This window comes from Cupriavidus sp. AU9028 (assembly GCF_019795295.1).
Classification (GTDB): Bacteria; Pseudomonadota; Gammaproteobacteria; order Burkholderiales; family Burkholderiaceae; genus Cupriavidus.
Map to the genome: position 1 here is coordinate 27,370 of NZ_JAIMCG010000016.1, position 14,841 is coordinate 42,210.

Below are 14,841 nucleotides of genomic sequence, written 5' to 3' on the forward strand. Positions count from 1 at the left end.
TTAACCTTGGATGATTGGAATTCTTCCCTGGTAGACGGAGCCACCGGAGATACGCAGGAAGTACTGCAAGTTGGGAAGCTGCATGATCAATTCATGCGGGATCAGCGGTGCCTTTTCGAGCTGCAGGGATCGTGACACGGAACCGCTGAACTCACCGACATGGGCTTCCGTGCCGGTGCTTGTACTGCTTGACACGACGATGTTGCGGATGGCCGTTGTCCCGGCTTTCTCGCAGAACCACTGGGCCGTGTCGATGTCCTCCAATCGTAAGACGAGCTGGTTGTTGAGATTGCCCAAAACCTGCTGCATCTTCGCCACGTTTCCGAGCTTCGCTGTGAAATCCGAGCGCGTCTGGTAGGCCACGAATGCCTTGAAGCCTGCACCCCGGCCTTTATTCAGGATCTGCAGCATTTGCTCATTGATCGCCTCCGCTGCCTCATCAACGATGAGCACAATCTCGGGGGGAGACTTGTAGAAGTTGTAGATGGCCCCTGCAACAGAAGCGATGTCCGCTAGAAGGAGCGACATGACGGCCTGCGCCACCATCGAGTTCGAGAGCGAGTCGGCCCCGACGTAGAGGACCGCTTTCTGCTTGATTACCTTGTCGATGTCCCAGATCTCACGGTCGTCATCGAAGTCATCAGCCTTGGGGGCTAGCATTAAGCCAGTCTCTCCGGTCGCGAGCATCTGAAGCAACGGTAGGGCGGATGCGATGATGCGGCCGTAGTGGTCCCGGTCGTGCTGGAACGTAGCAATAAGCCCATCGATCGCCTCATGCCCGTGTCCCTTATTCGCGAAGCGCTCGACATAGAGCCGTACCATAGCGTCTAAACGCGTGCCGCCTGGCTTCTGACCGGCCTGCTGCAGATAGCCGACAACCTCCTCCTCCCAGTCCGGATTCCCGGCCTCGGGGAAGAATCGCTGCAGCCCACGCTCTAGGAGGACATTGATGCCGTTCTGAGCGTACTGAAGGATAGAGCGCAAGTTCGGCTTGTCGCCTACGTAGAGTTCACCCTTGACGGCCCGATCGATGAACAGGAAGGCGAACTGACGGAAGGGGCCTTCCTCCATCAACTGTGCTATTCGCGTCGGGATCTCGGAGGGCTGCGACCAGTTTTCGAGCGGATTGAGTCGGATCGATTCGGATGGTGCTGCTTGCTTCCAATAGAGAAACTTGCGGCCGGTGCGTCGGCATTCCCGCTTTACACGAGCCACCCAGTCGGCGTCGTTCTTCGGATCGATGATGATCAGGACGTCGTTCGGGTTGTGAATCACTTGAGTGGAGATGACCTCATACGTGCGTGTTTTGCCGGACCCCGTCGTGCCGCTCACGGAGGTGTGCCCCGGCATTGCCTTGTAGTGGAAGGGGATCTGGATCTTCTTCGGTTCCATCCCATGGATCCAGGACTTCCCCTGTGGCGTACGGTCGCGGATGCTCCCGGCGGGCGCAAACACGCGCTCAACCTGCTCGGCGACCGAGCGCGGTAGCCAACGGGGCAGGCCAGGAATTTCGGCCGACGGCATCCGCAATATGTCGTGGGCGATCTGGCAGTGCTTCTGAGTCCACTCAAAGCCAGTACCGAGGTACATGGCATCCTCGGCCTTTCGCATCCGCGCGCTCACCGCAAGCAGCGTCTCGACTGGGATGACAGCGAGCCACTTGGTGGAGATGGCCAGCCGAAACTGCAGGGCGCGCCAGACCTGGCTGGACCGGATAATCAGCATCGTCAGGCAGAACGCGGCATAGTACCCAGCGTTCGGCATTCCGTTCAGCGGAAAGTATGCCGCCGCAAGCAGCCACCCAATCGCGGCACGGAACTCGAAGATTGGCCTGAAGTGATTGATGTAATGTCTCAAAGCGCCTCCCCCGCCGTAGCGGCTCCGGCGCCCATCGAGATTAGGTTGCCAACGCGGTCGACGAGCAGGATGTCTTGACCCACAGTCTTATAGAGCAGCTGGAACTTGCGGAGATTCTCGATCAGTGTGTCGGAAGCAATTCCGTAGTTGCCGAGCATGCGCTTGCTGATGGCCACCTTGTCCTCAATGCGGGAGACGCGTACCTTGCCGACCGCGACGTCCTGTGCCAATGCCCGGAAAAAATCACGCATGAGATTGGACGTGCTCCCGAGCACCTCCTTAAAGGGATCCTCTTCTGCAGGCCGACGGAGCGACTTAGTCCCGTCGAGCTTCAAAGGGCCCGACTGAGCGGGTCTTGCCTCCGCCCCCCGAGGTCGGTCAGCGGGGTCAGCGGCATCATCAGCGAGGAGTGGCCCAACGGTGACGGTACTAACAGGGGGAGGGGAGGGCGCCTCAGTCGAGGGAGTCCCATCGTGCTGACGAGGTGCGGTAGGCTCTCCGGCAGCTGACATCAGCGACGCGCTCGGCGCCGGAGTCAGGTCGGGAGCGAACGCCGCGCGGCGGGCTTTCACTTCGAACTGGGTAGTAGTGTCAAGCGCCTGGCGTACGACCTTGTGCAGAAGCGATTCGAGGCCCGCGGGCTTGGGATCCGGATTTATGGAGCCGAATAGGTCGGTCAGAACCTGTGGCTCAAACAGGGAAAGGCGATCCACGCCCAAAATCTCGCGTGCGAGAAGGGCCGTGCGCATCCGCTCGACGGGGAGCGAGGCCTCGCGGCGGGCAACCGAGTATCCGCCCTCGGCAAGCCACGCGCCGAAAGCGCCGTGGATAGCCGGAATCCACTCTGCGCCGTCGGCATTCCGGAAAAACTGGAAGTGCCGGCACGGCTCATCGAGGCGGGAGCAAGCCGCGGCTAGGAACAGCGCGTACAGGTACTGTGGCTCTAGTTTGCGCCGACGCTCGGACGTTTGGTCTGCGGCGAACTTCTGTGCGCCTGAGAGCCGCATGGCGAAGTAGGTCGCCTCTATCGTTGCGCGAAATGCCCCGCCTGGCTCCGCGTGCTGGTCGGGCCGAAGTGGCATCGAGGAGAACCAGGCCGCGCAACGATTGAGGACCGCGACCCATTTCTTGTCGAAGTCAGTAGGATCGCCTTCGTTGGCGTACTGTCGGATCAACTCGACGCGTTGCGCGTGCGTTGCCACAAGCTCCTCGGGGGAAAGGTACACGTGCATCATTTCAGACCCTTCGTAGCGAGCTTTGTCGCAAGGCGAATAACGCCGCCACCGCTGGCTCCGCCGCCTGAGCCGAAGATCGCCCCGGCGATCTTTGGAATCTCCAGAGCGACGAAGATCATGAAGATCGCGACTCCACACGCGTACGCCGCGCTGGCCGGAGCCGCGGTGCCAACGGTACTCACCGTATCGAGCGACGAGGTTAATGCGCTCGCGACGAGCTTCCCCATGATCGCTGCGACCACGACATACATGGATCCGGAGATCATGAAGTCGAGCCACGAACTGAAGAAGCGGCGGGTGTACTCGAAGAATCCGAGGGAAACCGCGATTGGGCCGATCACGATTCCAATCGCTACCTGGATTTCCCCAAGAGCGATGAAGAAGCTGTACAGGAGAGCTGCGATCGCACAGAAGGCGAAGGCAAAAACCAAGAGGAAGCTAGCGAAGAGGACGCCCGCAATGTCATACCACTTGGCTGCCCCAATGGACTTAGTGAATGAATCGATGAAGCTTCCGGCGATAGACGCGAGCACGAATGCCGGATTGCTTGCGCGGGTCCCACTGATCTTATCCGCCAGGGATTGGAACCACTCATATAGTCCGGGGGCGAAGGCGGTATAACTGACGAACAGGGTAGAGAAGATTCCTAGGACGAGGAACGCCTCGAGCAGTCCTGTCCACGCGGTTGTGGGATCTGACGTCGCGGCAAACTGGATCGCGGCGAGGGTCAATGCGATGACGCCCAGCCCGAACGCAATCTTGCCGGCCTCAATATTGAGGCTCGAGCTAAGGCTCACGGCACCAGCGACAAGACCGGAGCGGAACGACTTAAAACCGTTCAGCACCTTCAGCAAGGCCTCACCGATCGAGCCAGGGGCTGGCGCGATGGCTGTTGCCCCGTTGCCGCCGCCGTCGACAGGGGAGGGAGTGCCGGCTGGCAGGGCGGATTCCGGTGAGCCGGGCGCGCCGGACTGCGCGTAGCACGGGCTCACAAAGAGGGCGAGCGCCGTAGCCACAAGCAGGAGGTACCGCTGCAGGTGTCTCACGAGAGCCATCCTAGTTACTCCGCCCGCCATTCCCGCGTATAAACACGCGACCGCAGCTGCTGAAGCTGGGTCTCTTGGTCCCGGGCAATTGCCTGCATCGCCTCTGTCTTTTCAGTGTCGTAAGCGTTTCCCTGCTTGTCCCTTGCCGCGTCAGCTTGGGCCCTCGCACTCATCAACTGCAGGAGGTCAGAGTTCTGGGTTGCGAGGATGTCAAGCATCTCGTTGGTAGCTTCTGCCGCCGCTTGGGCGGTGCCGGTCAGCTTCATTGTCTTCTGCACCTTCTCCCGTCGCTTGGCCTGATTCTGGACATTCTTGGCGACGTTTGTGCCAAGGTCGAAGAGCATCCGGGCGGTCTTGTCTCCGCTCTGAAGCAGCTGACGCTGGTCCGAGAACCAGTCATCGATGGTCTTGCCGGAAGCTTTGACCATGCTCTGCACCTTGCTGAAGTAGTCGACGGTGTCAGATACCGATCCATAGAGGTCTTTCAGGGTGCTCCCGTATGCCTCGTACTGACGGATGTCGTCGCTGATCGCCCCTAGCTGCTCGGCAAGGTGGCTCGGGTCCATGCCGGTCGCCTGCAGCAGCTGGTTTGCCATCATCTTGTATTGGTAGGCAATGTTGGTGTTCTCGTAGATTTCGGTCTTCAAGGACTGAAGGGCAGACATCGTCGTTTGCGCCAGGTTCGCGACGTCGATGACGGGCATCTTCGCGTGTGCGAGAGGCGGCGCGCACAGCGATATCGCCAATGCGGCTGAGGTGAACCATTTCTTCATTGGAAATCTCCTTAGGCGGACCGCGAGAGGATCTCGCGCACGTAGGCGTCTTGCCAGTTCGGTGCGCCAGACGTGTAGTGACGATCGAGGATTGACTGCGCGACGCCGTCAGAGCGCAGCATCGCAACCATCTCGTCCGAGAAGGTGGCCTGCAGCATGCGAGTCTGACTCCGGGTGATCCAGAGGTAGTCGCGGTTGGGCACCGCGTCGTTGATCATCTGGATCTGGTCATCAGTCAGGCCGAACTTGTCTTTGTAGAGATCTTTGCTGGTATTGGCTTGGCTGTTCGGCAGGTAGATGATGTTGCCGATGTTGTCCTTCAGAATCTCGAAGTCCGGCACCCGCTCAAGCTGTCGCAGCGACTGAGTGGCCATCCACACGGCGCCGTTCAGCTTCCGAATAGTGGTTACCCACGTCTCCAACCGGCGATAGAACCGCGGTTGCTGGAAGAAGAAGCCCGCCTCTTCCACTTCGATGATGGTGTAGCGCAGCCCGTCCATCGACTGGCTGATTCGATAGAACGCATAGTCGGTGAAGAGGGCAGCCGCACGTGGATACTTCTCGAAGAGGTCTCCCATCTCGATCGACAAGTTGTCGCTGACCTCAAACGCATCCTCGGTATGGTCAAAAAAGTGACCGTACTGGCCGCCTTGCAACCAAATCTGTAGCCGCTCACGCAAACTATCGTGCAGCAGTGTCGCCAGATGACCTAGGGTCCATTGCCCGCGTTGGTAGGTGGCGAGAATCTTCACTGCTTCATAGATGTCCTGCGACTGCTGCGGGCTCAGAGTGAAATCGTCGTCCTCAAGCGCCAGCGTCACCCACTCGGTCACATAGGTGTAGTTCGCAGGGCTGGACAGTAGAGACAGGGGGTTGACGTGAGTTGCCGCCTGAAACTTGCCAGTGACGTCTACAAAAGTGCCACCGCTTAGGAGCGTCGGGATGCGCGTCGAGCGATCCTTGTCGAACCGGATCCGGCGCGCGTCGTGGCGGCCGGCCTGAGAGACCAGGAAGTTGAGGAACACCGACTTGCCTGCGCCGATTGGGCCAATGACTAACAAGTGCCCGTTGCCGCCCGGCTGGTGAAGGTCAACCCGCTGCGCAGTGCGATGGCGGGTCGGCAAGCAGGTTAGCGGTGGCACTTCCTTGCCAGCTTTGTCCGAGAGCCACGCGTTTCGAGTGGGACCCGACATGACCGACCGTACGGGAGCAAGGTCCGACACCGCCGGCGTCTCGACAAACTGTAACCGGCGCTGTTTGTCCCAGCGGCCGGGAAGCGTGCTGTTCCACGCGGCCATCAGGTTCGCCTTTTCGCGGATCGCCCCGAAGCCGGCGTTCGTCAACGCGCCGACGACCTCACTTACGGAATCCTCGAGCGCAGCCTCGGAATCGCCATAAACAACAATGGAAATGTTGGCGAAACCGTGTTGCGTGCCTTCAGCCGTGAGGCGTTTGAGTGCCTTGCCGGCCTCTTTCGCTAGTTGCTGGCGGCCCTCGTCGTTCTCCGCCTCTTCCTTGGCGACGTACTGTTTCAGGATGGCCCGGACGTTCAGCGCGGCCATCTTGTAGAAACGCCTGACCTTTTCGATGTAGGCAGCAGCCCGGGCTGTATCGAGGAACCTGTACATGATGCATACGTCGAGCTCCGCGTCGATATGCATGAGGCTGTCCAAAGCGGCTTCCTGAAAGCTCATCCATTCCTTGACGGCGACGATTGCGGCGTAGCGCTTGCCGTGCGCGGACTCGAAGAGAAGCCGTTCGGCGCCCGCCGTTACTTCGGACTCGGTTAGGTGGGTATCAAGAAGCGTAACTGGGTAGCGGATCCGGCGCGGCGGTACGCTCGGGTTCGCTGCCTGATGTAATGCGGCATAGGCATCTTGCATCTCCAGACGACGAGTTCGCAGGCGCGGTACGCCACCAGTAAAAGCATCCAGGATCGCCTCAAAGCGGCGCACATCGGTCGTAACCTTTTCGAGATCGAAGGCGAATGCGCTACGCGCGAACACGGTGTCCTTCGTCGCCTCGAAGATGGCTGCGAAGACCGACTTGCCGCCTACCGTCATGTGATAGCCGGCCTTCTCAAAGAACTTCGCAATTCCACTCTCAGGTGTATAGGCGAGTGCCAACGAGTGGGTGTTGTGGAAATACTTGCCGGTCGTCATGTGAGACCGATTCAAGCGGTCCAACTTTGCATCCGCCGCAGCAGGGAACTCGCCGTCCACGTAGGAACGAGCGCGGCGGTGGCTGATCTTCCACCAGGCGGTAATCCGGTTGTCAAAGCTGCGGCAGGCCTGGTCCAGTTGGTTCCGTGCGGCAGTGATATCGTTGCTGTCCGGGCTGTCGGCATCCACCCCCTTGAACTCATATGTCGCGAGCAGCGACCCGTCCTTGTTGAGGATCAGTTCTGGCGTGATGGACGTGAGCCAGGGAACAATCTCATAGAGGGGGCGGCGCCGAAGCTTCAGCATGGTAGGTCGCTGTCAAAGCCGTAGGGACGGCGGAAAAGGGCGTGCAGCTTGCCGTGCCAAGGAACAGACTCGTAGACGTCCCCGTAGTGGTTGTAGACATTGAGGATCTGGTTCCACCACGGATCACGGCTTGTGAGCCAGTGCAGTAGAGCATGCACGGCCATACCCATCAGCACGAAGGCGCAGGGAATCTTCCAGCCGCTCCGAAATGTCACGTAGACAAGCAGGGCGACGATCGTGCCGTTGGCGATGGCGAGCCCGCGTACCGCGCCGCCGATCTGGCGCGGCCGAGAGAGACCGATGCTGACGTGATGCTCCCGCATGTTAGAAGCCTGTGCACTGAGAAGCGATGCCGAGGACCTTCATGATGGAAGGGGCAGCCGCAGCCAGGCCAATCCCGATACAGACCACAGAGATGAACTTCATGATCGTCGATTCCGAGCTCGCGATGCCGATGGCGCCGATGACGATCAGAATCAAGCCGGCCACGAACAGGTACTTCGTGTTGATAAAGGTTGCGATGCCGCAAATGAACTCCCCCAAGTTGTTGAGAAAAGCAGCTTCTGCTGCCATGGCAGAGGTCGCAAACGTCATCATTCCGATGAGGACGAGTATCGACGGGAGAGACTTGCGCGCCGTGGCGCGTAGAGGGAAACAGTCAAGAGCGTTCACTGCAGGGACTCCTTGGTTAGAAAACACGTTCAATGTCGTAGTCGCCGTTCCGGAAGCCCTTGATCTCGATGATCTCCGAGACGTGGCGCATTTCGCCCGTACGACGCATATGGATCACATAGTTGAAGCACTCTGCGATCAGCTTGCGCATATCCTCCAGCTCCCATCGCGAGCCGACCGGAATGCCGAGCATGGCCAGGCTCTCAAGGCGAGAGAGAGCTGCCTTGGCATTGTTGGCATGAAGCGAAGCCATGCCGCCGTCGTGGCCGGTGTTTAGCGCCTGTAGCAGGTCAAACGCTTCCCCGCCACGGACCTCACCGACGAGAATCCGGTCTGGCCGGAAGCGGAGCGCGAGAGCAACAAGCTGCTGAGTCGTGACGTTTTTGTCGGTGTTGGACAGCAGTCGGACCGCGTTGGGAACGCGCGTCTTCAGTTCCATCGTGTCCTCGATGGTCAGCACGCGCTCGCTCGCCGGAATGTTCTCGACCAGAGCGTTAAGTAGCGTGGTCTTTCCCGAGGAGGTGCCACCGGCAACTAGCACGTTCTTCCGCTGCTGCACCATCGCAATCAGCGCTTCCTTGAGCAGCTCATCCTCGACGGACCCGGCGAAGATGGGCATGTCGTTTGCCGTGCTTCGCGAGTGCTTGGCGGAGAACGCCCCGGCCCTTACATAGTCATTGAGGGAGAGGTTGGTTTCGCGATGCCGTCGAATGCTAAGCGCGTGGCCGTCGATGGCCGTCGGCTGCATGACCGCCGCTATCCGCAGCCCTTTGTGCCCGGCGTTGATGATGCCTTGGGCCGTACCCCGGACTGCCGACTTCTGGACAGACGAAGCGAGGGAGCGCACAGCCCCTTCGAGCTTGGCAGGCTCCAGTTGTACCTCTACGCGGGTCATCTCACCACGACGCTCTACCCAGATGCTGTCGTGTCTATTGACCATGACTTCCGCCACATCCGGCGCATCGATGTACTCACGAATCGGTGCCAGCGACTCAAAGAACATCGCAACAGCGCTTTCCTCGAGCTGACTCAGTTGCAGGACCGGATGGGTTGATGCGGACGTTTCCATGGCCGCTATTGTTGGCGGCCTTGGAACCATGAAGCAGACTGAAAGCTGGGCGATTTTCGTGAGCTTTCATAGGCCGTGGCCTGGGAGGGGCGATGCGGAGCTTGTCGACCGCCGGCAATTCTCCGCTGCCCCACAGACCGGCGAGGCGCGCGATATCCTGATATTGAGTTGGCCAGGAAATCAGGGGTAGGAAACGTGACGTTTCGCCCGAAAGTTGGTCGTTCAGAACTCGAGGGCTTCTGGGGTGGGAGCAGCGGTGGCCGAAGCGGTTCCTCAGTTGTGCAGTCGGAAAGCTGTTGAAAATCGCATAGCTTTTGCCGGTCTCTCCGCTGGTGATCGCTGATTCAATTGCGGCATCTCAAAGGACTGCCGCATGGGCCTCTTCCGCAAGAATTCCAGTAAAGCTAAGCCTCTGGCGGTCGCGCCCGGGATGTATGCCAATGAGAGCACCGAACAGGTGATCTTCGACAGGACTACCCGCCTGGCCATCGAGCGCAACCACTGGAAGATTGCAACCCTCGGCATCGGCTGCATCGCGTTGGCTGCGATCGTCACCCGAGAGCCGGCACCTTCGGTCGTCACCACGGTCGGCGTTTCGGCCGACGCAAGTGGGAAGCCCATTGTTCGGGAGTTGCAGGCGTTCCAGCCAGAGGGCATCCAGCTTCAATGGGCGTTCAAGGACCTGGTCACTCGCTGGTTCACCATCGAGCCGCTGTTGACGGCCCAGGTGGAGGACTCGCGTATGGCGAGCAACCTGCGGTCCGTGAGGGCGCAAATGGTGGGGTCCGCGCGGAAGCAGTTCGAGGATTGGGTGGCCGAGGACGAGCCCTTCCGTCAGGTGGGCGTATCTCCAACGCTGATTCGGGAGGTACGTGTCACCAACATTGCACTGCTTCCGGACAGCACGGTCGCTGTCGAGTTCGTAGCGACGTCCACCGAGGACGGCTACAAGCCGCGCAAGATGCGGTACGCCATGACGTTCCGCTATCAAGTGAAGCCACCGACCAGCGATGCGGTGCTGGGGACTAATCCCTTCGGCATCCACCCCGTGTTCTTCAGCATTCAGAAATCGCCGGCTTGAGAGGCCGAAAGACCCCAATGACACAGCGCAAGTCCTTCCCGCTCAGTTCCCTTGCTGTCGCAGCCCTGATGGCGCTTGCCGTTCTTCTGCCTGATGCACAGGCGAGCGACAAGGCCGCGCGCCGGTTTGGAGTTGGGGATATCAGCGACGCCATGAATCCGGCGAACCCGTTCAACGGCGGCGTCGATCCGATCGCCTTGCCCGGAGACTCGCGCCTGGTTGTATTCAACTACAACCGAGACCAGATCTTCCGAGTGCTCACCGCACCCCTGAAGATGACCACGATTGAGTTTCCAGACGACGAGCGGATCGTGGGCGAGCCTGCATGGGGGGAGAGCGTGCGGTGGGATTACGAGACGGACGGAGTAAACCACCTGTACGTCAAGCCCCAGGCTCCTGGGCTGGTGAACACGCTCTCGGTCAATACGACCAAGCGTAGTTACGAGTTCACGCTGGTTTCATCGCCGCTGGGCGGCATCTTCTACCAGAAGGTTCGGTTCCGCATTTCGACCTCGTTCGCAGAGAAGGCAAAGGCGCGCGCGGCGGGTCAAGAGCCGGCTGCTGAGCAGGAGGGGGGTTATCCCGCACGAAGCGGCGGCGCGGTATCCGTCTCTCCCGAGAACCTGAATTTTGGCTACTCAACATACGGCAATGCGAGCTTCAAGCCCGAGGCCGTCTTTGATGATGGGAAAGCTATCTGGATCCGGATGCCGAAGAGCGCGGAATGGCCTGTCGCGCTGGTCAAAGACGGTAGCGACTATGTCGTGGTGAATTTCATACGCCGAGGCGACTACTTGGTCGTGCAGCGACTCGCAGACACTGTCGCGCTTCGCTCGGGCGACGAGGAGGTGAAGATTGAGCGAGGCCGTCGCCGGTTCCTGGGGCTGTTCTGATGCGGCATAGCACGAAAGCTACGGACGTCTCTGACGTTACCGATGCCCAGGAGCGAACCGTCAAGGGGAAGCTCCCACGGAACATTGTCATGGCTATGGGAGTGATTGGCGCCGTCCTCGTGGGCGGGCTGGGGTACTACTTCCAATCGATCAGTGAGGATCAGATCGACGCTAAGGCAGAGCAGGAGCGCGCAGAAAGCCTGCGCCAGCGCACCAGCGGCGGCGACAACGGCCAGGCGCTGGATCAAGCAATCCGCGAGCAGGCGGACCGAGCTCGGGCAGAGGCAGAAAGACAGCGTCGGGCGGCGATCAAGCCAGACACGGGGAACACGCCCGTTCTGAAGGCGGCGGACATGATGGACCAGCCAAACACCCGGGCCGATTCAAAGAAGAATGAGCATGACGATATCTTCACCTCCTCGATCTACAAGAAGGGAGTGCGCAAGCAACAGATCGATGGGATGAAACAGGTGGCCGGTATGGCCGAGCTTACGGACCCAGCTCAAATGCGCGCGCTTCGGCAGGCCGCGGTGCTCAGGGCGGCCGGGTCAAATCCAGACACTGACGTGCCACAAGCGGCGGAGTCTGCAGACGCCCAGTTCCTCCGCGAGACTGCGGGGACGACAACCCTGCGCACCGGCTTTGGCGGCACGCTGCCGAAGTGCACTCTCAGCAGGGGTTTCGTTATTCCTGCGATCTTCGCGGGAGGCCTGAACTCGGACAAGCCCGGCGAATTCCGGGCAACCGTCTCTCAGGACGTCTACGACACCGTGAAGGGGGATTGCAAGGTTATCCCGGCCGGCACGACGCTCGTTGGAGCATCAAGCGCGAACGTCACCATCGGCCAGGAGCGGATTCTCGGCGCGTTTATTCGTATGCAGCTTCCAAACGGGAAATGGGTATCCCTGATGGGCATGCAGGCGTCCGATCCGAACGGCTACTCCGGCATTAGCGGCGATGTCAACAACCACTTCTGGAAGATCTTCGGCGGTGCGCTCCTGATCGGCGCATTGGAAATTGCCTTCAACGACAGCAATACGGCTACCACGGTCGGACCCTCTGGCTTGACCACCTACGGCAATGCGGCCGGTCAGATCGCGGGGCAAACTGCTTCGACAATCCTGAGCCGAAATCAGGGATTGCGTCCGACGATTACGACGAAGCCGGGACAGAAGATGATGGTGCAGGTCAAGCACGACATGGTGCTGGAGCCCTATCGTGATTAGAGCCGCCGTCGGTATCGTCATGCTGCTGATCGGCTCTACGTCGCATGCCGCCACTATTCGTGCATTCGTGAGTCCGACAGCCGTCATCGTCCACGCGGAAGGAAAGGACCGGCTGCACACGGTTGATGGTACGCCCGTCCTCTACTGCGGCCTGGAGGCGTTCCTTGGCTGGTCGGCCAGACTAATTGGAGCACTGATTGAACCGGGCGCGGAAGAGGGACCCGTCGTCCACGCCGACGGAAAGAAGGTGGCGCTTAGCGGTCTGCTAGCAGGTGAGGGCTGGCTGCGGCCGCGCTCACTGAACGATCAAGCGCAGGAAGCGTTAGCTGAGCGTCGCGGTGGGTGGGCCTGTTCGCCGAAGACGGAGCCCTTCGCTCAGATGGGCCAGCGTATCGACCCGAAAGTTACCGCGGGCATCGCGATGAACGAGTCGGGGTACCGAGGTCGGCCGTGGCCGTGGACCCTCAATGTGGCCGGGCGGGGCATGTACTTCTCGACCCGGGGCGAAGCGCACGCGACTATCCAGAGCCTGCTGGCGCAGGGCCGCAGCGACTTTGACGTAGGGCTGATGCAGGTGAACTGGCGATATCACGGCCACCGGTTCCGGTCGCCATGGGAGGCGCTATCTCCGGCCACCAATATTCGGGTCGCAGAAGACATCCTCGCGGAAAACTTCCGTCGTAGCGGGTCCGCCTCCAAAGCCGTTGCCTGGTATCACAACGCGAACCCCGAGCGAGGGATGCCGTATTTCCATCGCTTTATGAAACATGTAGCCCAATTCCAATGATCAGGTCGCTCATCCTAGGTACGCTGGCACTGGCAGCGAGCGGCCATGCCTCGGCCACAAACACCGATCCACTAGACTTTGATTACCAGGTTGTCGCGCGCGCGTCGGAGCGGCCTGCACTTGTCTTCAATGACGGCTTGTCCACTTACATCCAACCGCGCAGTGGTCAAGCCGTTCATGTGGGGAACGCGGTGCAGGCCGGCCCGTATTGGATCATCGAGGGGGTGCCAGACGTCGTCCAATACACGGTCAACGGCCAACCTGTCGTCGCCCGCTGGAAACGCTCAAACTCGGTGACAGTGGAGCCGGTCAGTCCGACCACTGCACTGCCGACGCCAAGGGCCGCGGCTTTCGGACGGATGGCGCTGATCGGAAGCTACGCAACGCTTCCTTTAGTGCGGGCTGGCCGTTCGTCTCTTCCGCTAGCGCAGATGGTGAAGTCGATTGCGCCGCCTGGATGGACGGGGACCGCCCAGAAAGAGATACCGCTCACCGATGACGTGTTTGTCGAGTTGCGCGAGGGGGAAAACTGGTTGCAGGCGCTGGCGCGTGTGCTCGAGCGACGCGACCTTTACGCCGAGGTCGATTTCAGCAAGCGCAACATCTCTTTGCGCGCTGTTCCGCCGACGAGCTTCTCGCTTGTTGCGAACGCCATCTATGAAGCTGACACAGGCAGCCCGTCAGAGAACAGCCCCGCCCTTGCTACCGGCCACAGCGGCGCTGTACCGGCGAGCGCACCAGATGCGGTGGAGGGGCCCACTCTAGCTTCAGCCTTCGGTGCGGTGGCGATCCGTGACAACAAAGACGGCAGTATCGAGATTCGGTTCGATCAGGAGCCGAAGGACCTGGTCGTGCTTGACCCCTCATCCAGAAAGCTTTGGACGAAGTGGGACGAAGACGCGCGGGTGCTGTCCTTTGCCACCGTGGATCGCTTCACCGCGACCTCCGGCGGCAACGCCGTCGAGGTGCTGCGGGTCCCGGAGATCGAATACCTGTTCCCGGCGAAGAACAGCGCGGGACTACGAATGGTATTTGAGAAGGATGGGGCAACGTACCTCAGCTTCGACAGGTCGTTGGTCAACATATCGGTGGTTGGCGACCAGCTGAAGCGGGATGGTGAACAGAGGGATCGCTACTACAAGTTCGAGGGTATTGCGTCCCGTTTGACCGTCGTTGCTGACGGCCAGGTGGTGCAGGTAGAGCGGAATCCCAGGGTTCGATTCACCGAGCAGCCGTTAAAGGTGTCGCTGTGACAGAGCGGGTGATGGATGCGTCCCGGGTGGCAAAGGCATTCGCCTGGCTCCTGGCATATGCGGTCGCGGGAACTGCCCAAGCGGATTGTTTAGACGACGCGGCGCGCTTCCACGGTGTCGATCCGTTGCTCCTGCGCAGTATCGCGCTGCAGGAGTCTGGCATGAACCCCAAAGCGACCAACAGGAACGCGAACGGCTCCGAGGATATCGGCCTGATGCAGATCAACTCGATTCACCTCCCACGACTAGCCGCTTATGGCATCACGCGCAAGCACCTGTTCGATGGCTGCGTTAGCGCATATGTGGGAGCGTGGATTCTGCGCGAAAACATCCAGCGATATGGGCCAACCTGGAACGCGGTGGGCGCGTACAACGCGGCATCGCCCGAGAAACGGCTGCGCTACGCGAACAAGATTCACACCCGATGGCAGAAGCTGCAGAGCGCGGCAATTCGATAGTTCTTCAGATCACCATATAGCTA

At 60.3% G+C, this 14,841-nt stretch carries 14 protein-coding genes; 6 read left to right on the forward strand and 8 right to left on the reverse strand.

Translation table 11 applies throughout. The features are described from left to right. Genes traD through K6V06_RS16690 form a run of 8 tightly spaced genes read right to left on the reverse strand, consistent with a single transcriptional unit; the run spans position 1 to position 9,120 of the window. Positions 1-1,857 carry a conjugative transfer system coupling protein TraD gene (traD, locus tag K6V06_RS16655; protein WP_222245203.1) on the reverse strand — a complete coding sequence of 619 codons (1,857 nt, stop codon included), beginning with the start codon at positions 1,855-1,857 and terminating at the stop codon, positions 1-3. Beyond that, positions 1,854-3,092 carry a TraI domain-containing protein gene (locus K6V06_RS16660; protein ID WP_222245205.1) on the reverse strand — a complete coding sequence of 413 codons (1,239 nt, stop codon included), beginning with the start codon at positions 3,090-3,092 and terminating at the stop codon, positions 1,854-1,856. The genes traD and K6V06_RS16660 overlap by 4 nt, the downstream gene beginning before the upstream one ends. Continuing rightward, complete coding sequence (locus K6V06_RS16665) at positions 3,089-4,138, reverse strand: type IV secretion system protein (RefSeq protein WP_370637489.1); 1,050 nt, start codon at positions 4,136-4,138, stop codon at positions 3,089-3,091. Before K6V06_RS16665 ends, K6V06_RS16660 begins: the two co-directional genes overlap by 4 nt. A 14-nt stretch (positions 4,139-4,152) precedes the next feature. Continuing rightward, entirely contained in the window at positions 4,153-4,911 is a 759-nt protein-coding gene (locus K6V06_RS16670; RefSeq protein ID WP_222245208.1) for a conjugal transfer protein TrbJ, read from the reverse strand. Between the two features lie 11 nt (positions 4,912-4,922). Continuing rightward, positions 4,923-7,379 carry a VirB4 family type IV secretion system protein gene (locus tag K6V06_RS16675; protein ID WP_222245210.1) on the reverse strand — a complete coding sequence of 819 codons (2,457 nt, stop codon included), beginning with the start codon at positions 7,377-7,379 and terminating at the stop codon, positions 4,923-4,925. Continuing rightward, entirely contained in the window at positions 7,373-7,702 is a 330-nt protein-coding gene (locus tag K6V06_RS16680) for a conjugal transfer protein (RefSeq protein ID WP_222245212.1), read from the reverse strand. Before K6V06_RS16680 ends, K6V06_RS16675 begins: the two co-directional genes overlap by 7 nt. 1 nt (position 7,703) lies before the next feature. After that, positions 7,704-8,051, reverse strand: a complete 348-nt coding sequence (locus K6V06_RS16685) for a TrbC/VirB2 family protein (RefSeq protein WP_222245214.1) — start codon at positions 8,049-8,051, stop codon at positions 7,704-7,706. A gap of 16 nt (positions 8,052-8,067) precedes the next feature. Next, positions 8,068-9,120, reverse strand: coding sequence for a CpaF family protein (locus K6V06_RS16690; protein ID WP_222245215.1), 1,053 nt, complete (start codon positions 9,118-9,120; stop codon positions 8,068-8,070). Positions 9,121-9,493: 373 nt separating this feature from the next. Here K6V06_RS16690 and K6V06_RS16695 point away from each other — a divergent pair, with 373 nt between their 5' ends. The 6 genes from K6V06_RS16695 to K6V06_RS16720 all read left to right on the forward strand — a co-directional run bounded on the left by K6V06_RS16695 (position 9,494) and on the right by K6V06_RS16720 (position 14,818). Further along, positions 9,494-10,201 (forward strand): type IV secretion system protein, encoded by a 708-nt coding sequence (locus K6V06_RS16695; protein WP_222245216.1) that lies wholly within the window; start codon positions 9,494-9,496, stop codon positions 10,199-10,201. Between the two features lie 17 nt (positions 10,202-10,218). Then, a complete protein-coding gene (locus K6V06_RS16700) occupies positions 10,219-11,094 on the forward strand; it encodes a TrbG/VirB9 family P-type conjugative transfer protein (RefSeq protein ID WP_222245217.1) in 876 nt (291 codons plus the stop codon). An 89-nt stretch (positions 11,095-11,183) separates the two neighbouring features. Then, complete coding sequence (locus tag K6V06_RS16705; RefSeq protein ID WP_370637490.1) at positions 11,184-12,320, forward strand: TrbI/VirB10 family protein; 1,137 nt, start codon at positions 11,184-11,186, stop codon at positions 12,318-12,320. A gap of 19 nt (positions 12,321-12,339) precedes the next feature. Beyond that, positions 12,340-13,107, forward strand: coding sequence for a transglycosylase SLT domain-containing protein (locus tag K6V06_RS16710; RefSeq protein WP_222245219.1), 768 nt, complete (start codon positions 12,340-12,342; stop codon positions 13,105-13,107). Next, entirely contained in the window at positions 13,104-14,360 is a 1,257-nt protein-coding gene (locus K6V06_RS16715) for a pilus assembly protein PilL (RefSeq protein WP_222245220.1), read from the forward strand. Before K6V06_RS16710 ends, K6V06_RS16715 begins: the two co-directional genes overlap by 4 nt. A gap of 11 nt (positions 14,361-14,371) precedes the next feature. After that, complete coding sequence (locus tag K6V06_RS16720; protein WP_222245319.1) at positions 14,372-14,818, forward strand: lytic transglycosylase domain-containing protein; 447 nt, start codon at positions 14,372-14,374, stop codon at positions 14,816-14,818. Positions 14,819-14,841: the final 23 nt, after the last annotated feature.